General features: G+C 71.3%; 23 protein-coding genes. 10 read left to right on the forward strand and 13 right to left on the reverse strand.

From position 1 onward, the window contains the following. The first annotated feature begins 2 nt into the window (after window positions 1-2). Window positions 3-347: an ArsR/SmtB family transcription factor gene (locus tag ACY0PA_RS40050; protein ID WP_473082249.1), complete on the forward strand. Its 345-nt coding sequence runs from the start codon at window positions 3-5 to the stop codon at window positions 345-347. Between the two features lie 39 nt (window positions 348-386). Beyond that, window positions 387-851 (forward strand): HIT family protein, encoded by a 465-nt coding sequence (locus ACY0PA_RS40055; RefSeq protein WP_473082250.1) that lies wholly within the window; start codon window positions 387-389, stop codon window positions 849-851. A 19-nt stretch (window positions 852-870) separates the two neighbouring features. Here ACY0PA_RS40055 and ACY0PA_RS40060 read toward each other — a convergent pair whose 3' ends face one another. After that, window positions 871-1,392, reverse strand: a complete 522-nt coding sequence (locus ACY0PA_RS40060; protein WP_473082251.1) for a cupin domain-containing protein — start codon at window positions 1,390-1,392, stop codon at window positions 871-873. 430 nt (window positions 1,393-1,822) lie between these two features. After that, window positions 1,823-2,452 carry an alpha-ketoglutarate-dependent dioxygenase AlkB gene (locus ACY0PA_RS40065; RefSeq protein WP_473082252.1) on the reverse strand — a complete coding sequence of 210 codons (630 nt, stop codon included), beginning with the start codon at window positions 2,450-2,452 and terminating at the stop codon, window positions 1,823-1,825. 80 nt (window positions 2,453-2,532) lie between these two features. Between ACY0PA_RS40065 and ACY0PA_RS40070 the strand changes: the two genes are divergently transcribed. Beyond that, the gene (locus ACY0PA_RS40070; protein ID WP_473082253.1) at window positions 2,533-3,192 is read left to right on the forward strand and encodes a TOPRIM nucleotidyl transferase/hydrolase domain-containing protein; all 660 of its coding nucleotides are present in this window, start codon (window positions 2,533-2,535) and stop codon (window positions 3,190-3,192) included. A gap of 68 nt (window positions 3,193-3,260) precedes the next feature. On the opposite strand, the gene ACY0PA_RS40075 is transcribed toward ACY0PA_RS40070, so the two are convergent. Together ACY0PA_RS40075 and ACY0PA_RS40080 are read right to left on the reverse strand one after the other, a co-directional pair. Continuing rightward, entirely contained in the window at window positions 3,261-4,703 is a 1,443-nt protein-coding gene (locus tag ACY0PA_RS40075) for a vWA domain-containing protein (protein ID WP_473082254.1), read from the reverse strand. Then, the gene (locus ACY0PA_RS40080) at window positions 4,700-5,569 is read right to left on the reverse strand and encodes an AAA family ATPase (protein WP_473082255.1); all 870 of its coding nucleotides are present in this window, start codon (window positions 5,567-5,569) and stop codon (window positions 4,700-4,702) included. The genes ACY0PA_RS40075 and ACY0PA_RS40080 overlap by 4 nt, the downstream gene beginning before the upstream one ends. Window positions 5,570-5,778: 209 nt before the next feature. Between ACY0PA_RS40080 and ACY0PA_RS40085 the strand changes: the two genes are divergently transcribed. From ACY0PA_RS40085 to ACY0PA_RS40095, 3 genes are all read left to right on the forward strand, one after another. After that, entirely contained in the window at window positions 5,779-6,276 is a 498-nt protein-coding gene (locus ACY0PA_RS40085; protein WP_473082256.1) for a winged helix-turn-helix transcriptional regulator, read from the forward strand. Between the two features lie 124 nt (window positions 6,277-6,400). Further along, on the forward strand, window positions 6,401-6,937 hold the full coding sequence (locus tag ACY0PA_RS40090) for an SRPBCC family protein (RefSeq protein WP_473082257.1): 537 nt from the start codon (window positions 6,401-6,403) through the stop codon (window positions 6,935-6,937). Continuing rightward, entirely contained in the window at window positions 6,937-7,995 is a 1,059-nt protein-coding gene (locus tag ACY0PA_RS40095; protein ID WP_473082258.1) for an LLM class flavin-dependent oxidoreductase, read from the forward strand. Before ACY0PA_RS40090 ends, ACY0PA_RS40095 begins: the two co-directional genes overlap by 1 nt. On the opposite strand, the gene ACY0PA_RS40100 is transcribed toward ACY0PA_RS40095, so the two are convergent. The 6 genes from ACY0PA_RS40100 to ACY0PA_RS40125 all read right to left on the reverse strand — a co-directional run bounded on the left by ACY0PA_RS40100 (window position 7,996) and on the right by ACY0PA_RS40125 (window position 12,195). Further along, window positions 7,996-8,400, reverse strand: coding sequence for a VOC family protein (locus ACY0PA_RS40100; RefSeq protein ID WP_473082259.1), 405 nt, complete (start codon window positions 8,398-8,400; stop codon window positions 7,996-7,998). Window positions 8,401-8,568: 168 nt separating this feature from the next. Continuing rightward, window positions 8,569-9,792, reverse strand: a complete 1,224-nt coding sequence (gene rocD, locus ACY0PA_RS40105) for an ornithine--oxo-acid transaminase (RefSeq protein ID WP_326772083.1) — start codon at window positions 9,790-9,792, stop codon at window positions 8,569-8,571. Next, complete coding sequence (gene ddaH, locus ACY0PA_RS40110) at window positions 9,789-10,628, reverse strand: dimethylargininase (RefSeq protein ID WP_473082260.1); 840 nt, start codon at window positions 10,626-10,628, stop codon at window positions 9,789-9,791. Before ddaH ends, rocD begins: the two co-directional genes overlap by 4 nt. Window positions 10,629-10,724: 96 nt before the next feature. Next, window positions 10,725-11,228 carry an Lrp/AsnC family transcriptional regulator gene (locus ACY0PA_RS40115; protein WP_473082261.1) on the reverse strand — a complete coding sequence of 168 codons (504 nt, stop codon included), beginning with the start codon at window positions 11,226-11,228 and terminating at the stop codon, window positions 10,725-10,727. Beyond that, window positions 11,225-11,533: a helix-turn-helix domain-containing protein gene (locus ACY0PA_RS40120; RefSeq protein ID WP_473082262.1), complete on the reverse strand. Its 309-nt coding sequence runs from the start codon at window positions 11,531-11,533 to the stop codon at window positions 11,225-11,227. The genes ACY0PA_RS40115 and ACY0PA_RS40120 overlap by 4 nt, the downstream gene beginning before the upstream one ends. Before the next feature lie 131 nt (window positions 11,534-11,664). Beyond that, entirely contained in the window at window positions 11,665-12,195 is a 531-nt protein-coding gene (locus ACY0PA_RS40125; protein WP_473082263.1) for a hypothetical protein, read from the reverse strand. A gap of 247 nt (window positions 12,196-12,442) precedes the next feature. Here ACY0PA_RS40125 and ACY0PA_RS40130 point away from each other — a divergent pair, with 247 nt between their 5' ends. From ACY0PA_RS40130 to nhaA, 4 genes are all read left to right on the forward strand, one after another. Beyond that, window positions 12,443-13,177 carry an HAD family hydrolase gene (locus ACY0PA_RS40130; protein ID WP_473082264.1) on the forward strand — a complete coding sequence of 245 codons (735 nt, stop codon included), beginning with the start codon at window positions 12,443-12,445 and terminating at the stop codon, window positions 13,175-13,177. A gap of 64 nt (window positions 13,178-13,241) precedes the next feature. Continuing rightward, window positions 13,242-14,465 (forward strand): acyl-CoA dehydrogenase family protein, encoded by a 1,224-nt coding sequence (locus tag ACY0PA_RS40135; protein ID WP_356290719.1) that lies wholly within the window; start codon window positions 13,242-13,244, stop codon window positions 14,463-14,465. Between the two features lie 199 nt (window positions 14,466-14,664). Further along, on the forward strand, window positions 14,665-15,363 hold the full coding sequence (locus ACY0PA_RS40140; protein WP_473082265.1) for a TetR/AcrR family transcriptional regulator: 699 nt from the start codon (window positions 14,665-14,667) through the stop codon (window positions 15,361-15,363). 324 nt (window positions 15,364-15,687) lie between these two features. Continuing rightward, complete coding sequence (gene nhaA / locus ACY0PA_RS40145) at window positions 15,688-17,589, forward strand: Na+/H+ antiporter NhaA (protein WP_473082266.1); 1,902 nt, start codon at window positions 15,688-15,690, stop codon at window positions 17,587-17,589. Here the strand turns inward: nhaA and ACY0PA_RS40150 are convergent. The 3 genes from ACY0PA_RS40150 to ACY0PA_RS40160 form a co-directional block, all read right to left on the reverse strand. Beyond that, window positions 17,583-17,879: an ADP-ribosylglycohydrolase family protein gene (locus tag ACY0PA_RS40150; protein ID WP_473082267.1), complete on the reverse strand. Its 297-nt coding sequence runs from the start codon at window positions 17,877-17,879 to the stop codon at window positions 17,583-17,585. The two genes, nhaA and ACY0PA_RS40150, sit on opposite strands and share 7 nt — an antisense overlap. After that, window positions 17,807-18,928, reverse strand: coding sequence for a serine/threonine-protein kinase (locus tag ACY0PA_RS40155; protein WP_473082268.1), 1,122 nt, complete (start codon window positions 18,926-18,928; stop codon window positions 17,807-17,809). The genes ACY0PA_RS40150 and ACY0PA_RS40155 overlap by 73 nt, the downstream gene beginning before the upstream one ends. A 196-nt stretch (window positions 18,929-19,124) precedes the next feature. Further along, a complete protein-coding gene (locus ACY0PA_RS40160) occupies window positions 19,125-21,083 on the reverse strand; it encodes a potassium channel family protein (RefSeq protein ID WP_473082269.1) in 1,959 nt (652 codons plus the stop codon). Between the last annotated feature and the right edge of the window lie 178 nt (window positions 21,084-21,261).

Raw genomic sequence — 21,261 nt, forward strand, 5'->3', positions numbered from 1 at the left:
GCATGCACCTATCACCTGCGCACAGTGCGCACCCGCAAGAGCCGAGCGGCGAGCAACTGGCATACGCCGCTGATCTCCTCGGCCTCCTCGCCGACCGCACGCGTCTCGTACTGCTGCACACGCTCGGCAAAGGCGAGGCGGACGTCACGACGCTCACCGAGGCGTGCGGCGCGGCCCGCCCCGCCGTCAGCCAGCATCTGGCGAAACTCCGTCTCGCGGGCCTGGTGACCGTCCGCAAGGAAGGGCGCCGCATGATCTATGCGCTGCTCGACGGGCATCTGCGACGCCTGGTGAGCGAGGCGCTGAACCTCGCGGACCATCACCTCGGCCGCCACCCCGTTCCGTAAGGGTGCGAGGGCGCGGTTCGGGCTCCTAGGATCCCCGGCATGACGGATTGCGACTGCTACCCATGCGGGAAGGAAGCGCAGTTCGCCGGTCTGCCGCCACGCGAACGCATCGCCTTCGACGAGCGCTGGCGGGTGGTCCACGCCATCGGAACGGCGCTGCCCGGTTGGCTGGTGCTGCTGCCGCGACGCCACGTCACGGCCGTCCACGACCTCACCGACGCGGAGGCCGCGACGCTGGGCGCCTGGCAGGTCAGGCTCTCCCGCGCGCTGCGGAGCGTGACCGGCTGTGAGAAGACCTACGTGGCGCAGTTCGCGGAGGCCGAAGGCTTCTCGCACGTGCATTTCCACGTGGTGCCCCGACCGCCCGGCCTCCCGCGGGAGCGCCGCGGTCCCGGCGTCTTCGCGATGCTCGGCCGGCCGGAGGGGGAGTGGGTGACGGACGGTGAGGCGGACCGGATGGCACGCGAACTACGGGCTCATCTCCGCCCCGATCCGCCTCTGTGACCGCCGTGGTGACCTTCCGTCAGTTCCCCACCGGGGAATCCTGGTCGAGTACGTACAGCTCCGGCAGATTCACGACGATCGCCTCCTGTGTGCTGCGCGCGATCACGACGACCGCCTCCTCGTCCGGGCTCGGGTTCTCCTCGCGGTGCGGGACGTAGGGCGGCACGAAAATGTAGTCGCCCGGTGCGGTGCGCAGCCGGATCTCTTCGGGGGTGCCGCTGGAGTCGTCCAGGAACACGAACTCCGGGTGGCCCTTCACGACATGGATCGCCGTCTCCGAGGCGCCGTGGTGGTGATTGGAGGAGGCGGTGTCGGGGGCCACGTGCGTCTGGCCCATCCAGATGCGCTCGGAGCCGACCGTGCTCCCGCTGATCGCCGCGAACCGCCGCATGCCACCGGTCTGGGCGGTGTCGCCGTCCAATTCGCCCGCGCGGATGTGGTGGAGCCGGGCGCGCAGCGGCAGGGGCCCGTCATGGCCTGGAAGGTCGGGGTGGAACGCGTCGCGCTCGGGTGAGTCGCCGGCGTGTGAAGGTGTGGCCATGGCAGTCCTGCTCGTCGTGGGCGGGCCGTCGGCGGTGGCCCGGCGTGGGATGCGGGGGGCACGCGCCGGTGTTGGTGCCGATGACGACGGAGACCCGGGTGCTCGCGGCTCGCTCGGTGGCGTGCCGTGAACGCTCAAGATCTTCGGCCGACCGTAGAGAGCCGGTCGAATGGATGTCAAGGTTTGTCCGTTGCCGTCGCTTCGGGTCCTGATCTCCGCCGAAGTCGCGTCCGGCGGAGGGTCGGCCGCGGTGATGGGTGGATCGACCCGGAAGCTCGTGCGGCTGTCCAACGCACCGTCAGGAGCTCACGAGGTGACAGGAGTTCATGGTGTCGAGGGAGCCATGTATGCGCGCGCGGCGGCGAGCCATCCGGGCGAGCCGGCCATCGGCGGTTGTCCAGCCGGCGGTGGACGTGACGACGTCGCGGGATCACTGCACCCCCTGCGGCCGGAACTGGATGCTGATCCGTCCGCCCGCGGCGCGCGTCGTCTTCGGGATGGCGTGCTCCCACGTCCGCTGGCAGGAGCCGCCCATCACGATCAGGTCGCCGTGGCCCAGCGGCCGGCGGACCACGTCGCCGCCACCGCGAGGGCGGAGCAGCAGGTCGCGCGGCGCGCCCACGGACAGGATGGCGACCATCGTGTCCTCGCGGGCGCCGCGCCCGATGCGGTCGCCGTGCCAGGCGACGCTGTCGCGCCCGTCGCGGTAGTGGCACAGCCCGGCCGTCGTGAAGGGCTCGCCGAGCTCGGCCGCGTAGTGCGCGGACAGTGTCTGCCGCGCCTCGTCGAGCACGGGGTGCGGGAGGACCTCGCCCGCGCCGTAGAAGGCGAGCAGGCGCGGCACGTCCACGACCCGCTCGTACATCTGCCGCCGCTCGGCCTTCCACGGCACGTCGGTGGCCAGCCGTTCGAACAGGGCGTCGGCGCCGCTCAGCCAGCCCGGCAGCAGGTCGATCCAGGCGCCGTCGCCGAGCACGGTCCTACGGACCCCGTCCAGTGGCCGCAGTCGCACGTCGTCGCTCTGGTCGAACAGGGACCCCTGGAGTTGGTGCGTTGCCATGAGGACAGCGTACTCCTTGATTCGAACGTATGCGCTAATTGGGTGGACGCGAACACCCCGGGTCCTGCGAAACTGGGCGTGTGGACGAGATGAGACGGTTCCGTCGGGCGGCCGGAGCGTGGGCGGCACGCGGGGGTGACGGCGGGTCCGCCGCGGACGCGGCCCGCGACCTGGCCGTCACGGCCGGTGTGCGCAAGGTCGTCCTGGTCGAGGGGGAGAGCGACCTGGTGGCCGTCGAGGCGCTCGCCCGGCGGCGCGGACGCAGGCTCGACGAGGAGGGTGTCGCGGTGCTGCCGCTCGGCGGCGCGATGAGCATCGGGAGGTTCCTCGCCGTGTGCGGCCCGGACGGGCTCGATGTCACCGTCGCCGGGCTGTGCGACGCGGGGGAGGAGCACTACTTCCGCAGCGTTCTGGAGCGGACCGGCCCGCACCCCCACCTCACCCACGCGGACATGGAGGAGCTCGGCTTCTACGTGTGTGTCGCGGACCTGGAGGACGAGCTGATCCGCGGCCTCGGCGCGGCCACCGTGCAGCAAGTCCTGGACGTGGAGGGCGACTTGAGGTCCTTCCGGACCTTCCAGAAGCAGCCCGCGCAGCGCGACCGGGGCGTGGAGCGGCAGTTGCGCCGGTTCATGGGGACGCACAGCGGCCGCAAGGCGCAGTACGCGCGCTCACTCGTGGAGCGGCTCGACCTCGACCGGGTGCCGCGCCCTCTGGACCGGCTCCTCGCGCATCTTTGACTCCGGTCCGCGTGTCAGACCCCCGGCGCGACCACCGACCCGTCCGACCCCGCCGCCGCGAACAGCGCTCAAACAGGCAGCAGCCGCGCGATCAGCGCGCTCAGCTGCTGGGCGTTCCGGCACTCATGCATCTCGACGATCTCCGCATACGTGTCGGCCGCCGAGTCGCCGGTGTCCCACAGTGAGCGCCGTTCGGGGTTGAGCCAGTACACCTTGCGGGCGCGTGCGGCGACGTCCCGCAGCGCCCCCGTGTTGGGGTCGCTCATGTTCGTACGGGCGTCGCCCAGGACGAACACGGTGCTGCGCGGGCCGACCGCGTCCGCGTACCGCTCGGCGAACTCGCCCAGCGAGGTGCCGTAGTCACTGCTCCCGTGCCAGCCCGTCACGGCCGCCGCCGACAGGATGCGGGCACTGAGTCCCTCCGGCCCCGCCGTGTCGCGGCCGATGAGGTCGGTCACCTCGTCGACGCGGTTGACGAAGGCGAACACCCGCACCTTGCTGAACTGGTCGTGCAGCGCCTGCACCAGCAGCATGGTGAAGTTTGCGAACCCCGCGACCGAGCCCGACACGTCACACAGCAGGACGAGTTCGGGGCGCGCGGGCCGGCGGCGACGCAGCACGGGCCGCATCGGTACGCCGCCCGTCGACAGGGAGCCACGGAGCGTCCGGCGCAGGTCGATCCGTCCGCGCGCGGCCCGGCGTCTGCGGGCGGCGAGACGGGTGGCCAGTTTGCGGGCCAGCGGCTGAACCGCCCTGCGCAGCTCGTCGAGCTGAGCGCGGCCCGCGATGAGGAAGTCGACACGGTCGGCGGTCGGGGCGATGGCGCGGCGGGCGATCTCGTCGGTGCCCCGACGCTCGGCGACCCGGCGCCGCGCCTCGGTGCCCACGCGCCCGCGGAACGCCTGGATGCGGCGGCGGATCTCGTCCGCCTGGAGCCGGTCGGTGAACTCGTCGTCGCCGGTGGACCCGGCCCGCATCCCGGCGAGGATCCGGGCGAGCAGGGTCTCCGGGCGCAGCCGGGCGAGTGTCTGGTGCGAGGACCAGCCGTCCGAGCGGCCCGAGGGACCCGATCCTGCGGACCCGCCCGAGCCGCCCGCACCGTTCGCGATGCCGTAGCCGCCGAGGCCGTCCACCGCCTCGGCCGCCAACTGGTCAAGCATCTCTTGGTCGTTGGCGGCCAGTGCGGCGGCGAGCCGCTCGCGCAGGTCGTCCGTGTCGGACTGCTGCCACGTTTTCAAGGCGCTCGGTTCGTGCCGTGTGTCCTGCGGGGCTCCGACGCTCCGGGGAAAGTACAGATCGAAGACGGGGTCGAAGACGGCCCGCTGCCCCTCGCTGTGCAGCAGCGCCGCCGCCAGGCCCTCCCGCAGATGCTCGCGGTCGGTCAGGCCGAGCGCCTCGACGGCGAGCCCGGCGTCCACGGTCTCGCCGGTGCCGATGCGCACCCCGTGCGAGCGCAGTGCCTGCACGAGCGCGGTGAGCCGCTCCGGGACACCGGCCGCCGTCGCGCTCACACGGCGTCCAGATCCAGCTTGGCCGCCGCCTTCAGCACATCCTCCTGGTGCTTGAGGACGACGCCGAGCGTGTCGCGTACGACCTCCTCGCCGAGGGTTGTGGCGCCGAGGGCGAGGAGCGTGCGGGCCCAGTCGATGGTCTCCGCGACCGACGGCACCTTCCGCAGGTCCATCGCGCGCAGCGCCCCGACGACCCGCACCACGGCCTGCGCCAGCGCCTCGTCGAGCCCCGGCACCTTGAGCCGTACGATCCGGCGCTCCAACTCCTCCTCGGGGAAGCCGATATGGAGGAACAGGCAGCGGCGGCGCAGCGCCTCGGACAGCTCGCGGCTCGCGTTGGAGGTGAGGACGGTGAACGGGCGGCGCGTCGCGCTGATCGTGCCGAGCTCGGGCACCGTCACCTGGAAGTCGCTGAGCACCTCCAGAAGCAGGCCCTCCACCTCGACGTCGGCCTTGTCGGTCTCGTCGATGAGCAACACCTTCGGGTCGCTGCCGCGGATCGCCGTCAGGAGCGGGCGCGGAAGCAGGAACTCCTCGCTGAAGATGTCCGTACGGGTCTCGTCCCAGGACTCGTCGCGGCCCGCCGTGATGCGCAGGAGCTGCTTGGCGTGATTCCACTCGTACAGGGCGCGCGACTCGTCCACGCCCTCGTAGCACTGGAGCCGGACGAGGGTGGCGCCGGCGACCTCGGCGACCGCCTTGGCCAGTTCGGTCTTGCCGACGCCCGCGGGGCCCTCGACGAGCAGCGGCTTGCCGAGGCGGTCGGCGAGGAAGACAGTGGTGGCCACCGCGGGGGACGCCAGGTAGCCCGTCGCGGCGAGCCGCGCGGACACATCGTCGACGGACGTGAAGTACCCGGTCGTCATGCGTGAGCCCCCTCCTCGTGCGGCGCCGCGCGCCGGCTGGTCTGCGGCCACTGGATCAGTTCCGCGAGGGGCTCCACAACAGGGACGCACTGTTTGCGTCGTAGGTCACGTGCCACAGCCGTACGGAACGCCCGAACCGGCCGGCTGCTGGAGTGCCCTCGGGGCCCGAACTGCTGGGTCTCAATCCGAGACCCACGTATGCTGACGGCATGAGGCGGACCTCCTTTGCCAACTGGCCCTGCTCCATCGCCCGCACCATGGACCTGCTCGGCGACTGGTGGACGCCGCTCGTCCTGCGTGAGGCTTTCTACGGGATCAAGCGGTTCGACGTGTTCCAGGATGAGCTCGGCATCGCGCGCAACACTCTGGCCGACCGCCTCCGGCGCCTCGTCGACGAGGGGCTCATGGAGAAGCGCGCCTATCAGCATGAGCCCGTCCGCTACGACTACGTCCTCACGGACATGGGACGCGACTTCTTCGGCGTGCTCGCCGCGATGAACCGCTGGGGCGACCGCTGGCTGGCGGAGGAGGCCGGTCCGCCCGTCGTGTTCCACCACGACCGGTGCGGCCACGAGAGCCACGCCGAGGTCGTGTGCAGCGAGTGCAAGGAGCCGATGACGGCCGACGACACGCGGCCCCGCCTCGGCCCCGGCTATCCGCCCCACCTCGCGGTGCGCCCCGGCATCAAGGCCCGTTTCGCGCACTGACTCCCCGTCCCGTCCTTCGGCGCTGTCTCTTGACGAGTGAGTCTATCTACGAAACTCTCGTGCTCAGGGTCGCTTTTCACGGATCCGCCCAGTGAACTTCCCGCAGACGGAGAGGCAACCGGCAATGGAGTGGACGGGCGCGCGCTACGCCGACAAACCGACGGTCGAGGTCCGCAGAACGGTTCAGGCGTCGCCGGAGCGGGTGTGGGAGTTCGTCTCCGACATCACCCTGATGCCGACGCTCAGCGCCGAACTCCAGTCGGTCGCTTGGCTGGACGGGGCGGCGGGCCCCACGCTCGGTGCCCGGTTCCTCGGGCGGAGCAAGCACGAGTCGCTGGGGGACTGGGAGACCACGTCGTACGTCGTCGCGTGTGAGGCGCCACGCGAGTTCGCCTGGGCGGTCGAGAACCCCGAAGAGCCAAGCGCCCTCTGGAGGTTCACCCTGACACCGCTCGACGACGGCGGCACCGATCTGGCCCAGAGGATGCAGCTCGGCCCCGGCCGCTCCGGGCTCTCGTACGCGATCGACGCGATGCCGGAGAAGGAGCAGAAGATCGTGTTCGTGCGGCTGCGGGAGTTCGAGCGGAGCATCACCTCCACGCTCGACGCGATCAAGGACCTGGCCGAGGGCCGCCCGGCTCAGGAAGGGCGGGGCGAGTGATGCGTACGTCTACGACGATCGAGGCCTCGGGCGGCAGCTGGCGCGAGACGGTCGACTTTGTGACCGAGGCCGAGCGGCTCGGGATGGACATCTGCTGGGTGGCCGAGGCGTGGGGCTCGGAGGCGCCCTCGCCGCTCGGATATCTGGCGGCGCGCACGGAGAGGATGCTGCTCGGCTCCGGGATCATCCAGCTGGCGACCCGCACCCCGGCCGCGATCGCCCGCGCGGCGATCACCCTGTCCAACATCTCCGAAGGCCGCTTCCTGCTCGGACTCGGACCGTCGGGACCGCAGGTGATCGAGGGGCTGCATGGTGTCCCCTTCGCGCGGCCCCTGTCCCGTATGCGCGAGACGGTCGAGATCGTCCGGCAGGCCGTGGCGGGAGAGAAACTCTCCTATGGGGGGCGGGAGTTCACCCTCCCGCTGCCGGGCGGCGAGGCGAAGCCGATGCGCCTGTCGATGCGCGCCGAGCATGATCTGCCCGTCTATCTGGCCACACTCTCGCCCAAGATGCTGCGGCTCACGGGCGAGGTCGCAGACGGCTGGCTCGGCACGAGTTTCGTGCCGGAAGGTGCGCAGCAGGCCTACTTCGAGCACCTGGACGCCGGGCTCGCCGCGGCCGGCCGCAAGCGCTCCGACCTGGACGTCTGCCAGGGCGCCGAGGTGGCGTTCGCGGACGACGAGGACGCGCTGCGCGCGATGGTCGCGGGCCGCAAGAAGGAACTGGCCTTCAGCCTGGGCGGCATGGGATCCGCGACCACCAACTACTACAACAACGCCTACAGCAGGCAGGGTTGGGCCGACACGGCGGCCGAGGTCCGCGCGCGGTGGCAGGCCGGTGACCGGGACGGCGCGGCGGAACTGATCACCGACGACATGGTTCTGGCCACCACCCTCATCGGCACCGAGCCCATGGTCCGCGAACGCCTGCGGGTCTGGAGCGCCGCGGGCGTCGACACGGTCCGCCTCTACCCGGCCGGTGACACCCTGGATGCCCGTCTCACCACTCTGGGCAGGGCGCTGGATCTCGTACGGGACGTGGGGCGCGAGGAGCGCTAGTCAGGATGTGTGCGGGTCCGCCGGGTCCACGTAATTGCTGAGTTCGATCAGGTTGTCGTCCGGATCCCGCACGTACACGCTGACGATGGGGCCGGTGGCGCCCGTGCGTTCCACCGTACCCTCCTCCAACGGGACGCCGTGGCTCGCCAGTTCGGTGATGATCCGCTTGACGGGCTCGTCGACGATCAGGCACAGGTCCGCGCTGCCGGGCGTGGGGCGGGCCGCCTTCGGCTCGAACTCGTGGCCCGCCTCATGGAGGTTGATCTTGCTGCGGCCGAAGGTCAGGGCGCGGCGGCCACCCCGGAAGGTGACCGCCTCCATGCCCAGGACCTTCGTGTAGAAGGCGACCGTGGCGTCGAGGTCGTGCACCCTGAGGACGAGGTGGTCGAGTCGGTCGATGCGCATGGCGCAAGCCAATCGAGCACCGGGCGGCTTGTCGACGACCGCCTGAGCCGCTGTCGGTCCGCTGCGGGGCGCGGGTCCGACCGCTGGCCGAGCCAGAGGTCACGGCCCGGCCACCGTTGCCGGTGGCGGGCCCGTATGCCGATCGTGCCCTATGCCGATCGCGCCCGACTAGCCCAGCACTCGACCCAGTGCGGCGAGCGCCGACTCGAGTTCCTCGCGGGTGATGGTCAGGGGCGGGGCCAGGCGGATCGTCGATCCGTGGGTGTCCTTGACCAATACGCCCTCGTCCAGGAGGAGTTCGCTGATCCGGCGGCCCGTGCCGATGGCCGGGTCGATGTCGACGCCCGCCCAGAGACCGCGGGCCCGGAAGGCCTTGACTCCCTTACCGGTCAGGGCTTCGAGCCCGGCGCGCAGCACCTCGCCCAGATCCGCCGCCCTGCGCTGGAACTCACCGGTGGCGAGCAGGTCGACGACGGCGGAGCCGACCGCCGCGGACAGCGGGTTCCCGCCGAACGTCGAACCGTGCTCGCCCGGCCGCAGTACCCCCAGGACGTCCCGCCCCGCGACGACCGCCGACACCGGCACGATGCCGCCGCCGAGCGCCTTGCCGAGGAGCAGCATGTCGGGGCGTACGGCCTCGTGGTCGACGGCGAGCGTGCGGCCCGTGCGGCCGAGCCCCGACTGGATCTCGTCGGCGATGAACAGGCAGCCGGCCCGCCGCGTCAGATCGCGTACCCCGGTGAGATAGCCGTCGTCCGGGATGACCACCCCGGCCTCGCCCTGGATGGGTTCGAGCAGGACGGCCGCCGTCGTCTCGTCGACCGCCGCCTCGAGCGCGGCCAGGTCGTTGTAGGGGACCACGCGGAAGCCCGGCGTGAACGGCCCGAACCCGGCGCGGGCCGACTCGTCCGTGGAGAAGCTGACGATCGTCGTCGTCCGGCCGTGGAAGTTGCCGTCGGCCACGACGATCGTCGCCCGGTCCGCGGGGACGCCCTTGACCTCGTACGCCCACTTGCGGGCGACCTTGACGGCGCTCTCCACGGCCTCGGCGCCCGTGTTCATCGGCAGCACCATGTCGAGCCCGGTCAGCTCCGCGAGGCCTTCGGCGAAGCCGGCCAGACGGTCGTTGTGAAAGGCGCGCGACGTCAGCGTGAGCTGGTCGAGCTGACGGTGGGCGGCCTCGATCAGGGCGGGGTGACGGTGGCCGAAGTTGAGGGCCGAGTAACCCGCGAGGAGGTCGAGGTAGCGGCGGCCCTCGACGTCCTCGACCCAGGTGCCCTCGGCGCGGGCGACGACGACGGGAAGGGGGTGGTAGTTGTGCGCGAGCACCGGCGTCTCGGCGCTGATGAGCTCGGCGGACGAACGCGGGGCCTGGACGGGTGCGACGGTCATGAACGGATCTCCTGGGTGCAGCACTTGATGCCTCCGCCGGCCTTGTGGAACTCGGAGAGGTCGACGGGGACGGGGACGTATCCGCGGTGGGCGAGCTGTTCGATGAGGCCGGTGGCCCGCGGGGCGACGAAGACATGGCGGCCGTCGGAGACCGAGTTGAGGCCGAAGGCCATCGCGTCGTCACGGGTGGCGAGCACGGCGCTCGGGAAGAGCCGCGCGAGCACCTCGCGGCTCCCGGCCGAGAACGCCTCCGGGTAGTACGCGACGGTGCCGCCGCCGGGATCGTCGGGGTCGTCGAGGGCGAACAGCGCGGTGTCCAGGTGGTAGAAGTACGGGTCGACCAGGCGCAGGCCGATGACCGGTACGCCGAAGAACTCCTGCGCCTCGTCGTGCGCGGCACGCGTCGTACGGAATCCGCTGCCCGCGAGAACGTAGCGGCCCGCCGGTACGAGGTCGCCCTCGCCCTCGCAGACCGACTCCGGGCGGTGGACGTCGTAGCCCGCCGCCTTGAACCACGTCTCGTACTCGGCGGACTCGGGTCGGCGTTGCTCCGCGTGGAAGGAGGAGCCGAGGACGCGGCCGGCCACGACGAGCGCCGAGTTCGCGGCGAACACCATGTCGGGCAGGCCCGGGACGGGTGGCACGGTTTCCACAGTGTGTCCGTGCGCGCGGTACGTCTCGATGAGGTTCTGCCATTGCGCGATGGCGAGCGCGGTGTCGACCCGCACGTCGTCACGCATCCACGGGTTGATGGCGTACTGAACGTCGAAGTATCGAGGCTCGCACACCAGATAGCGCCTGGGCACAGACGGGTACCTCCGCTTCCAGCGGGACAACGATCAGAGGGTGTCTCCACGGTAGGAAGCGGCAGTCGCGCTCGACAAGAGTATTTGGATGCGTGTGCCCGCAGTAATGATGCGTAGATAGGGAGGTCAGCGCTCGTTTGCTGCGTCGTCGGGGGCGGGTTCGCGGGCGCCGGCCTCCGCACTGTCCGGCAGCAGATGGGAAAGGACCATGTAGCTGATCGTCTTGCGGATGAACGGCTCGGCCCTGATGCGTTCGAGCACCTCTTCGAAATGGCCGACGTCCGTGGCCCTGACGTGCAGCAACGCGTCGGCGCCGCCCGTCACGGTCATCGCGGAGGTGATCTCCGGGTGGTTGCGCACGACTTCGGCGAGCCGACGAGGCGGCGCCGCGCCGTCGCAGTACACCTCGACGAACGCCTCGGTGCTCCAGCCGAGCGCGGCCGGCCGGACCGTGGCGGTGTAGCCGGTGATGACGTCGTTCTCCCGCAGACGGTCGGCGCGCCGCTTGACCGCGGTGGCGGACAGGCCGATGGCCGCGCCGATCTCCGCGAAACTCGTCCGGGCGTTGGCGATCAGGGCGGCGACGATCTTGCGGTCGAGATCGTCGAACGCGACGTGCTTGCTGTTCATGGCCGGTGGTCCTTCTCGTGCTGGTCACGGGCGCGCAGGGCGAGGGCCACCAGGGCGGCGTCCTCGGGGCGCCGCACATCGCGGCCGGTCAGCCCGGCGAACCGGTTGATCCGCTGCTGGATCGTGTTGCGATGGCAGTACAGGGCGGCCGCGGTGTCCGCGACGGACCCGGTCCCGGCCAGGTGCGACCGTACGGTATCGAGCAGGCGCCTCGCCTCGACGGCGGGCACCGCTTCCGTGTGCAGCCCGCTGAGGACGTCATCGGCGGGATCCCACACCAGGTGGTCCTCGCCGAGATGCCCCACGGCGGATACGAGCAGTCGGGCATCGGCAGCGACCTGAGCCGCTACGGCTTCGACGACTGCACGCGGATCAAGCACGTCATGGCCGCGCACGTCACGCCCTGACACTCCGCGAATGACGCGCGCCCGGCCCGCTATTTGATTACCGCGTTGGCCACGACGACGATCAGGCCGAGCAGCGCGTCGCCCACGCCGAGAAACAGCGACCGGGGCCACGACCTGCCGCTGACACGGGCCGCCGTCAGGCCCCAGCCGAAGAGCAGGGCGACGTTGAAGCCGAGGGCGACGTACTCGATCCCCGAGTAGTTCCACCAGCCGAGGCCCGCCCCGAAGAGCATCATGAGCGTCGGCAGGGTGGCGAGAAGCAGCGGCCACTCCTCGGCGAGCGCCCGCACCGCGGCGACCGCCCCGTGGTGGGTGTCGTCCCCGCGCCGGGCGATGAGGTGCGCGTACCCGTGTGCGAGGGCCGAGGCGACCGCGGTGATCAGGAGCCACTTGGCGTCGTACATGCGGTCCGCGCGTGACGAGCGGCCGTACTGGGCGAGGGCGGCGACCATGGAACTGGCGAGGACGGCTCCGTAGACGCCGCCGAACAGCACGTTGGGCCGGGCGGCGCCGCGGCTCAGGGTGCGGCCGCGACGACGGAGGGTCTGGCGGGTGTTCATGACGGGGTCCTCGGGGCATCTGTGGGGCGCCTGTGGCTGGGTGGAGGGGGCAATGGCGAGGGACGGGTGGTCGGCTGTCCGGTCACTTTCGCCCGAGGGGGGTCCGGTGGGCCGGGGCGACACGCGTGGGATGTCCGGGTTTCGCGCATGCCTTGAGGCGGTCGAGCGCAGAGGGAGTCATTGAAGTTGAGTCCGGATTCAAGTATGTTGCGGATGCTTCCCGAACCTGCGACCAGGAGGCTGTCTCTTGGGTACCCGAATCAGCGCCGTCCTCTTCGACTTCGGGGGAGTGCTGACCACCAGCGTGTTCAAGGCGTTCGAGGCCTTCGGCACCAAGCTCGGCGTGGATCCGCGGCTCCCGCTCCGGCTGCTCGCGAAGGACGAGCGCTCCGGCGCCCTCCTCGTAGAGCACGAGGAAGGCCGACTCGGTCAGCGTGACTTCGAGGACGGTTTCGCCGAGCGGCTGCGCGCACACGGAGCCGACGTACAGGGCCCCGGTCTCCTGTCCTTGATGCAGACCGAACTGCGCCCCGACCCGGCGATGCTCGACCTCGTCGCCGAGCTGCGGAACGCGGGACACCGCGTGGGCCTGCTCTCCAACTCCCTGGGCGACGACTGCTACGCGGGCTTCGACCTCGATTCCATGTTCGACGCCGTGGCGATCTCCGGTGAGATCGGCGTACGCAAACCGTCCCGGCGTGCCTACGCCATCGCGTGTGAGCGGCTCGGCACCGAGCCCGCCGAGACCGTCATGGTCGACGACCTCGAACACAACATCGTCGCGGCACGACGTGCCGGCCTCGCCGGGATCGTCCACCGCGAAGCGGCCACGACCGCCGAGGAGTTGAGGGCCTTGCTCCACCTGGACGGTGCGACGGAGACGACACAGGCAGCGGCAGCACACCCAGCACACGCAGCACATCCAGCACACGCAGCAGAAGCAACACGGGCAGAAGCGCAGCCCGATCCCCGGTCCCGCTAGCCGGCCGCGCCGCGCCGCTGCGCCGGTCCGGTCCCTGAAATCCATCCCCCGTGAGGAGAACCACGTGTTCGAGCTGACCGACAGGGCCAAGGAGTACCAGGAGAAGCTGCTCGCCTTCATGGACGAGCGGATCTACCCGGCGGAGTCCGTCTACGAGGCGCAGATGGCGGAGTCCGGCGATCCGCACTTCCACCCGCCCATCCTCGAAGAGCTCAAGGCGGACGCGAAGAAGCGCGGCCTGTGGAACCTCTTCCACCCGCACCCCGAGTGGGGCCCCGGCCTCACCAACCTCGAGTACGCCCCGCTCGCCGAAATCATGGGCCGCAGCGCGCACTTGGCCCCCGAGGCCACCAACTGCAACGCTCCGGACACCGGCAACATGGAGGTGCTCACCCTCTTCGGCACCGACGAGCACAAGGAGAAGTGGCTCAAGCCGCTCCTCGACGGCGAGATAGCGTCCGCCTTCGCGATGACCGAGCCCGCCGTGGCGAGCTCCGACGCCACCAACATCCAGCTCCGCATGGAGCGGGACGGCGACGACTACGTCCTCAACGGACGCAAGTGGTGGACCTCCAACGCCCTGCACAAGAACTGCAAGGTGCTCATCGTGATGGGCAAGACGGAGCCGGAAGCCGCGACGCACCGTCAGCAGAGCATGATGGTCGTGCCGATCGACACCCCCGGCGTCACCGTCCTGCGCAACCTCCCCGTCTTCGGCTACAAGGACCGCGAGGGGCACGCCGAGGTCGTCTTCGAGAACGTCCGCGTCCCGGTCACCGCGCTGCTCGCCGGAGAGGGCGACGGCTTCATGATCAGCCAGGCGCGGCTCGGCCCCGGCCGCATCCACCACTGCATGCGCGCCGTCGGCATGGCGGAGCGCGCCCTCGACCTGATGATCGACCGGGCCCAGGCGCGTACGACCTTCGGCGAGCCCGTCGCGAACCGCGCCAATGTGCAGGACTGGATCGCCGAGTCCCGCATCGAGATCGACATGGTCCGGCTGCTCACTCTCAAGGCCGCGTACCTCATGGACACCGTGGGGAACCGGCACGCGCGCACCGAGATCGCCGCGATCAAGGTGGCCGCACCCGAGGTCGCGCTGAAGGTGGTCGACCGGGCCATCCAGGTGCACGGCGGAGGCGGCGTCTCCGACGACTTCCCGCTCGCCAGCATGTACGCGCATCTGCGCACCCTGCGCCTCGCCGACGGCCCCGACGAGGTCCACAAGCGCACCATCGCGATGCGTGAACTGCGCCGCCGGGAACCGCAGTGGGGCCGCACCCGCTGACCGTCAGACCCCCGGTGCGGGACCCTGACGGGCCGAGGGAGGACGGAGGCGATCGGCGCACGCGGGTGTGCGAGGATCGCCTCGCTCCCGTACCGGCGGGCACCACAGGTGAGCACGCGGCGGCGAGCAGTACCAGGTGTGCAGCGCCCGGCGGGCACACACGTGAGCAGCAGAAGCCAGCACAGGAAGGCCCCACGACATGACCACCCGCGGCCACGCACAGGACGGGGAGGGCATCCCCTCGCTCGCGGACACCTCCGCCCTGCGTGAACCCCCCGCCACCGCGCGCGGCGCCCGGACCCGCGCCGCGCTCGTGGCCGCGGCCCGCGTCGTGTTCGAACGCGACGGCTTTCTGGACTCGCGCCTCACCGACATCACCGCCGAGGCCGCCTGCTCGACCGGCACCTTCTACACGTACTTCGCCGGCAAGGAGGAGATCTTCCAGGCCGTGCTCGAAGTCGCGCAGGACGACATGCTGCACCCGGGCATGCCGCGCCTCGACCCCGAGGACAGCTCGCCCGTCGGCGTGATCGAGGCCAGCAACCGGGCCTACTTCGAGGCGTACCAGCGCAACGCGAAGCTCATGCTGATCCTCGATCAGGTCGCGGCCGGCGACTCCGGGTTCCGGGAGGTGCGCCGGCGCCGCAGCCGCGCGTTCGCCGACCGCAACGCCCGCGCCATCAAGGACCTCCAGGACCGCGGGCTCGCGGACCGCGACCTCGACCCCCTCATGGCGGCGCGGGCGCTCTCGGGCATGGTGAGCCGCATGGCCTACTACGCGTACGGGCTCGGTGAGGACCACACGCTCGACGAGCTGGTAGAGACGTCCACCGCGCTCTGGGCCAATGCCCTCAAGCTCGACAGGAACGCCAAGTGGCGCGACAGGGAAGCCGGGTAGGAGGAGTCGGCGGCTCAAGAGGCCCGTCAGGGCCTTGAGGCCGCCGGCCTCAAGGGCAGAGCGCGCGTCGAGGTGGCGGGCACGTCCTTCGTGTGGCCCGCCGCGCCCCAGGGGCTGCCCGACAACGGCAACCTGCACGTCTTCGCGGTCGGCCCCGGCTGAGGTCACCCGACCATTCCAGTGCCCGCCTCACGGGGCGGGCACTCGAACACGGTCGCCGTGTCGATTCGCACGACCGCCGCGCGTCCACTACCGTCTCACCGCGCTCGGGCGCTCGCCCGAGCAGCCGCCGGCCAGGTCCGCGCGGGCCATCGAGAGACGGGAATGCCGCCGATGAGCTCGGGGTTCGACGGGCAGACAACGAGTGACGAGGAGCTGCACACACCGCTGCGCGATTTCCTGCGCACCGAGACCGGCAGCGCCTCCGTGCTGCTCGTCGCCGCGCTCGCGGCACTGGCCTGGGTGAACATCGGACCCGGCACGTACGAGGAATTCTGGGGGACGCACTTTTCCGTCCGTATCGGGTCCGCCGGGGTGTCGCTGGGGCTGCGGGAGTGGGTCAACAGTGGCCTGATGGCGTTCTTCTTCTTCGTCGTCGGCCTGGAGGCGCGGCGCGAGTTCGACATGGGGGAGCTGCGCGAACGCCGGCGCGTCACGCTGCCCCTCGTCGCGGGACTCAGCGGCATGGTCGTCCCCGTCGCCGTCTACCTGGCCATCAACGCGGGGCAGAGCACGGCCCACGGCTGGGGCGCCGCGATGTCGACCGACACGGCCTTCGCCCTCGGCATGCTGGCGCTGCTCGGGAACCGGCTGCCCGGCGGGCTGCGCATCTTCATCCTGACCGTGGCCGTCGTCGACGACTTCGTGGCGCTGATCATCATCGCCGTCGCCTACAGCGGTGACATCGACGTTCCCGCCCTGCTGGTGGCACTCGGTCTGTTCGGCGTGATCCTGCTGGTACGGGCCACCGGCACCCGGCGCGGCTGGGTGTATCTGCTCCTGGCCGCCGCGGCCTGGGTGGCGCTGCTGGCGTCGGGGGTGGACCCCGTCGTGATCGGCCTGGCCATGGGGCTGCTGACGTTTGCGTACCCGGCGAGCCGTACCGCGCTGGAGCGGGCGAGCGGCCTGTTCCGGCTCTTCCGCGAGCAGCCGACCCCCGAACTGGAGCGGTCGGTCCGCCGGGGCCTCGCGTCGGCCCTGTCCCCCAACGAGCGGCTGCAGCGCCTCTACCACCCGTGGACCAGCTATGTGATCGTGCCGCTGTTCGCCCTCGCCAACGCCGGCATCGAGCTCAGCGGCGGCGAACTGGCCCGCGCGTTCGCCTCGCCGGTCACCCTCGGCATCCTCTTCGGCTACGTCCTGGGCAAGCCGCTCGGCATCGTCGGCGCGTCCTGGCTGACGACCCGGCTCAGCCGCGGCAGGCTGCGCCCGTCCGTCGGCTGGGGCGCCACTACGGCCGGGGGAACGATCGCAGGCGTCGGATTCACGGTGGCCCTGCTCATCGCCACCCTCGCGTTCGACGGCGACCAACTGACCGAGGCGAAGATCGGCATCCTCAGCGCGGTCGTCGGCGCGTTCCTGATGACCTGGCTGGTCTCCTGGGTCATCGCAGTCCTGCCCCGCCCGACCCGGATGAGGGCCCTCCTCGGAACGGCCGAAAGCATCGTCGACCTGGCCGTGCCGGTCGACCCGGACCGTGACCACGTGCGCGGACCGCGGCACGCGCCCGTGACGGTCGTCGAGTACGGCGACTTCGAGTGCCCCTATTGCGGACAGGCCGAACCCGTGGTGCGGGAACTCCTCGCCGGCTTCGGCGACATCCGCTACGTCTGGCGCCACCTGCCCCTGAACGACGTCCACCCGCATGCCCAGCTCGCCGCGGAGGCGGCCGAAGCGGCCGGGGAGCAGGGCGCGTACTGGGAGATGCACGACCTGCTGTTCACCCGCCAGGACGCGCTGCGGGCCGCCGACCTCCTCAAGTACGCGGGTGAACTCGGCCTGGACACCGACCGGTTCCACAAGAACCTGAGGACGCACAGCGCAGTGGGGCGGGTCTCCGAGGACCTTGAGTCGGCCGACCTCAGCGGCGTCTCGGGCACCCCCACGTTCTTCGTCAACGGACGGCGCCACCACGGGGCGTACGACATCGAAGGGCTGTCGGCGTCGGTGCGCGCGGCGAAGGAGCGGGCGGTGCTGGCCGGCAGGCACGGGCCGCGGCGTCAGTAGTTCCAGGGACGCTTCTCGCCGGGCCGGATCTCGGCCGCGATGTCGTCGCCGAGCCGGGCGACGGCGGTACGTCCCTCGATCTCCGTCAGCCACTGGTGCGGGAGGCGTACGTCACCGTGAAGCGCGCCGAGGATGTTGCCGCACAGGGAGCCCGTGGAGTCGCTGTCGCCCGGGTGGTTGACCGAGAGCAGCGTGCTCCGCCGGAACGGGCGCCCCGTCAGTGCGCGGACGCGGCGGGCGACGGGGCGCCCGTGGGTGTCTTCGCGGCGCTGTCGTCGGGGGCGAACCACGCCATGCCGATCAGGAGGGACGCGACGAAGAGAGCGGCAGCGGCGATGGCCCCGATGGTTCTCGGTCTGCGTCTCGCCGCCGCCATGACGCCGCCGCGCCGGGCCGCCCCGCGGCGTGACGCCCGGCCGGACGACGGCAGCTGATAGGTCGTGGAAGTGGTCCGGATCTCCGGGGCGGTGTGACGGTGCGGCGTGGGCGCGGGGGCCACCGGCACGGGCTCCGGGAGGGGTTCGGGACGGCCCTGCCAGGCACCCGTACGGAACCAGTCCGTGACCTCCTGGGCCGTCGGCCGGTCCTCCGGTTGCTTGGCCAGCAGGCCGAGCAGATAGTTCTCGAACGACGGGGGCAGCCGGACGCCGAGCCGGCCCGGGGCCACGGGCGCGGCGTCCACGTGCTGGTAGAGCAGGCCGGTCGCGGTGTCGGCGCGGAACGGCGGGTTTCCGGTGAGGAGTTGATAGAGCACGCAGCCCAGCGAGTACACGTCGGACGGCGGGCCCGCGTTCTTGCCGAGGGCGCGCTCGGGCGCCAGATACAGGCCCGTGCCGACGATCTGCCCGGTGGTGGTGAGCCCGGCGGCGGGATCGTCCAGGAAGCGGGCGATGCCGAAGTCGCCCAGCTTGACCGTGCCGTCGGGGGTGAGCAGCAGATTGCCCGGCTTGATGTCCCGGTGCACCACGCCCTGGCGGTGGGCGGCCGCGAGACCGGCGGCCGCGCCGGTCGCGATGTCGGCCACGCGCTCCGGCGTCAGCCGCGCGCCGCCCGCGGTCTCCTGGGCCAGACTGCCGCCCTCGACGAGTTCCATGACGAGGTAGAAGCGTTGCTCCCAGGAGCCGAAGTCGTAGACACCCACCACATGCGGATGGCTGAGCGACGCCGAAGTCTGCGCCTCCATGCGAAACCTGGCTGCCGCGGACGGATCCGCGGCCTGCGCGAGGAGCAGCTTCACGGCCACGGGCCGGCCGAGCATCTCGTCGGTCGCCTGCCACACCTCACCCATACCGCCGCGGCCTATCGCCTTGTGCAACCGGTACCGATCCGCCAGCAACAACCTGCGCACCACCCTTGAAAGACAGCCCCGTCAAATTGGTTGCCACGGAACGTACTTCGCCCCGCGCGAGCGCGAGGACGAGCGGGAGGAGTGTGGCGGGATCAAGGATAAGGCGCGCGGAGAGCCGGTGATCACACTTCGCCGGGTGGCTCGTACAGAAGGTGAGAGGTGGTGATCACACCGGGCAGCGTGCTTCCTAGGAGTCGCCCGCACGGGTACGGGCCAGGGGGCCGCGCCGCAGGAGTTCGGCCAGGCCCTGGCGCGTCGCGGCGAGCACCACGCGGTCCTCGGTGCGCAGCACATACCCGGGGTGAAGGTCCCACACGAGACCCGTGGGGCGGTCGGGGTCGTCGTCGGCGGGGGACGCGGCCAGGTCGGGGCGCCGCTCGCTCGGCGCCGTCGCGTCGAGCGCGATCACACGCCAGGCACCGGCCCGGAACGAGTCGGCGACGGTCCGGCCGTCGAGCAGCGGATGTCCCGCCACATCGAGGGCGGCGAAGAGCAGCACACTGCGCTCGACGGGGATGGCGCCGAGGATCTGGCGGCCCATCATGGCGCCCGCGAACGCGGGTGCGGCGAGCGTGGAGACGCTCCGGCTGCGGGTCAGGGCCCGGGGATGCGCGGAGCGGAGCGTGCGGTAGACGGCGGTCGCGAAACCGTCGTCGAACAGGCGCAGCGCCACCCGCAGATCGGGCTTGACCGACCGCGCGTGCAGCGCGGCCTCGAGGTTGGTGATGTCACTGCTGGTGAGGGCGAGCAGGGCGTGGGCGCGGTGCACCTTGGCGGCCTCCAGGACGCCTTCCTGGGTGACGTCGCCGATGACGGTCGGTACGCGCAGGCGGCGGGCGAGGGCGACGCCGCGCGCCTCGGGGTCCTCCTCCACGCAGACGACGGGGATGCCGAGTTCACGCAGTCGGGCCAGAACCCGGGTGCCGATCTTGCCGAGACCGAGGAGCACGACGTGACCGGACAGGCCGCGCGGCGGGCGGCGCAGGGCCGATGCCGTACGGAAGGTGCCGAGCGCTTCGAGGACTGCCGCGAGGAGCACGGGCAGAAGGAGCAGTCCGGCGAGCCCCGTGAGGAGTTGGAGGAGCTGACGGGCGAGCGGCTCCCCGATGGCCGGGTCGTCGATGGCGAACAGGTCGAGGAGCGTGAGGTATCCGGCGTGCAGGGGGTGGCCGCCGGTGGTGGCCCAGGAGGCGACGGCCAGGCCGAGGACGCTCGTGACGAGACCGGCGAGGGACCAGCGCAGCCGGCGCGAGAACAGCGAGCCGAGGGGCATACGGCGGCTGCTCGCACGGCCGTTGGGAGTGGCGACCGTGGGGGAGACGGCCTCCAGGACCACCGTGCCACGCCCGGTCGCGGCGGCGACCGTGCGTTCGTCGGGCAGCAGCAGCGGGCCCTCCGTGCCGCCCACGTCCGAACCCTCGGCGCCCGCCGGGTCGTTGGCGGTCGCGGACAGCAGGGCGAGGGTGCACAGGCCGGGGTCGGCGACCTCGCCCCGGCCCGGCGGGGTGCGCTCCACGGCGCGCAGCAGGAGCCCGTCGGCCTGGACGACCTTGCTGGTACCGGCGACGGCGGTGGCCGCGAGCGCTGGTGCGGCGGTGTCGGCGTCGGACAGGACGGTCGTCGTGGTGTCCAGTGCCTCGGGGTCGACGCCGGGGGCGGAGAGTGCGGCGGCCTGGTCGAGGAGGTGTTCCAGGTGCTGGCCGAGCTTGCGGTTGTAGAGCCGGATGACCAGGCGCAGTTGGGGGTTGAGACGGCGGGCGGCCAGGGCGGCCCGGATGTTGGTCTCGTCGTCGCCGTGTACGAGGGCCAGCGCGGCGGCGTCGGCCACACCGGCCTCGGCCAGCGCCTCCTCGTCGAGTTCCGGCGCCTCCATGACCCGCGGCGGCGGAACGCTGTCGCCGGCCACGGTGGACACGGTACGGCTCATGACCGCCTGCATCCGCGAGAGCAGGGCGGCCGCCCGCGCCCGTCCGGCCGGACCGGTGCCCTGCCTGGTGACGCGTACGGATGGCACCACGACGGTGACCCGCTCGCCGTATACGGCGCGCAGTTCGGCGGCGAGCCGCTCGGCGAGCGCGTCACCACCGCACACGATCATGTGGCCGGTCGGCGGGGCCTGTTGAGGCTGGCGGGGCAGGGTGGTCATGGCAACAGTCAAGTGGATGGGAGGGCGGGCACACCCATCGGGCCCTGATTGTGTGCAGGTGGGCGTGTTGCGCGCACCACATGGTCCTAGGGCCTGTCTTCAAATTCCCGCCTGCCCAGCGGCGTCTGGCACGCGCATCTGCGGCGTTGTCGTCGGTTGCCGACTCCCCCAAGCTCTC

It is taken from the genome of Streptomyces sp. DS1-CR2 (assembly GCF_055760475.1).

Bases quoted from the DNA above. Each gene is read 5' to 3' on its own strand.
- ACY0PA_RS40050 (WP_473082249.1), top strand. From the start codon at position 3: ATGCACCTATCACCTGCGCACAGTGCGCACCCGCAAGAGCCGAGCGGC.
- ACY0PA_RS40055 (WP_473082250.1), top strand. From the start codon at position 387: ATGACGGATTGCGACTGCTACCCATGCGGGAAGGAAGCGCAGTTCGCC.
- ACY0PA_RS40060 (WP_473082251.1), bottom strand. From the start codon at position 1,392: ATGGCCACACCTTCACACGCCGGCGACTCACCCGAGCGCGACGCGTTC.
- ACY0PA_RS40065 (WP_473082252.1), bottom strand. From the start codon at position 2,452: ATGGCAACGCACCAACTCCAGGGGTCCCTGTTCGACCAGAGCGACGAC.
- ACY0PA_RS40080 (WP_473082255.1), bottom strand. From the start codon at position 5,569: ATGACGACCGGGTACTTCACGTCCGTCGACGATGTGTCCGCGCGGCTC.
- ACY0PA_RS40085 (WP_473082256.1), top strand. From the start codon at position 5,779: ATGAGGCGGACCTCCTTTGCCAACTGGCCCTGCTCCATCGCCCGCACC.
- ACY0PA_RS40090 (WP_473082257.1), top strand. From the start codon at position 6,401: ATGGAGTGGACGGGCGCGCGCTACGCCGACAAACCGACGGTCGAGGTC.
- ACY0PA_RS40095 (WP_473082258.1), top strand. From the start codon at position 6,937: ATGCGTACGTCTACGACGATCGAGGCCTCGGGCGGCAGCTGGCGCGAG.
- ACY0PA_RS40100 (WP_473082259.1), bottom strand. From the start codon at position 8,400: ATGCGCATCGACCGACTCGACCACCTCGTCCTCAGGGTGCACGACCTC.
- rocD (WP_326772083.1), bottom strand. From the start codon at position 9,792: ATGACCGTCGCACCCGTCCAGGCCCCGCGTTCGTCCGCCGAGCTCATC.
- ACY0PA_RS40115 (WP_473082261.1), bottom strand. From the start codon at position 11,228: ATGAACAGCAAGCACGTCGCGTTCGACGATCTCGACCGCAAGATCGTC.
- ACY0PA_RS40125 (WP_473082263.1), bottom strand. From the start codon at position 12,195: ATGAACACCCGCCAGACCCTCCGTCGTCGCGGCCGCACCCTGAGCCGC.
- ACY0PA_RS40140 (WP_473082265.1), top strand. From the start codon at position 14,665: ATGACCACCCGCGGCCACGCACAGGACGGGGAGGGCATCCCCTCGCTC.
- nhaA (WP_473082266.1), top strand. From the start codon at position 15,688: ATGCCGCCGATGAGCTCGGGGTTCGACGGGCAGACAACGAGTGACGAG.
- ACY0PA_RS40160 (WP_473082269.1), bottom strand. From the start codon at position 21,083: ATGACCACCCTGCCCCGCCAGCCTCAACAGGCCCCGCCGACCGGCCAC.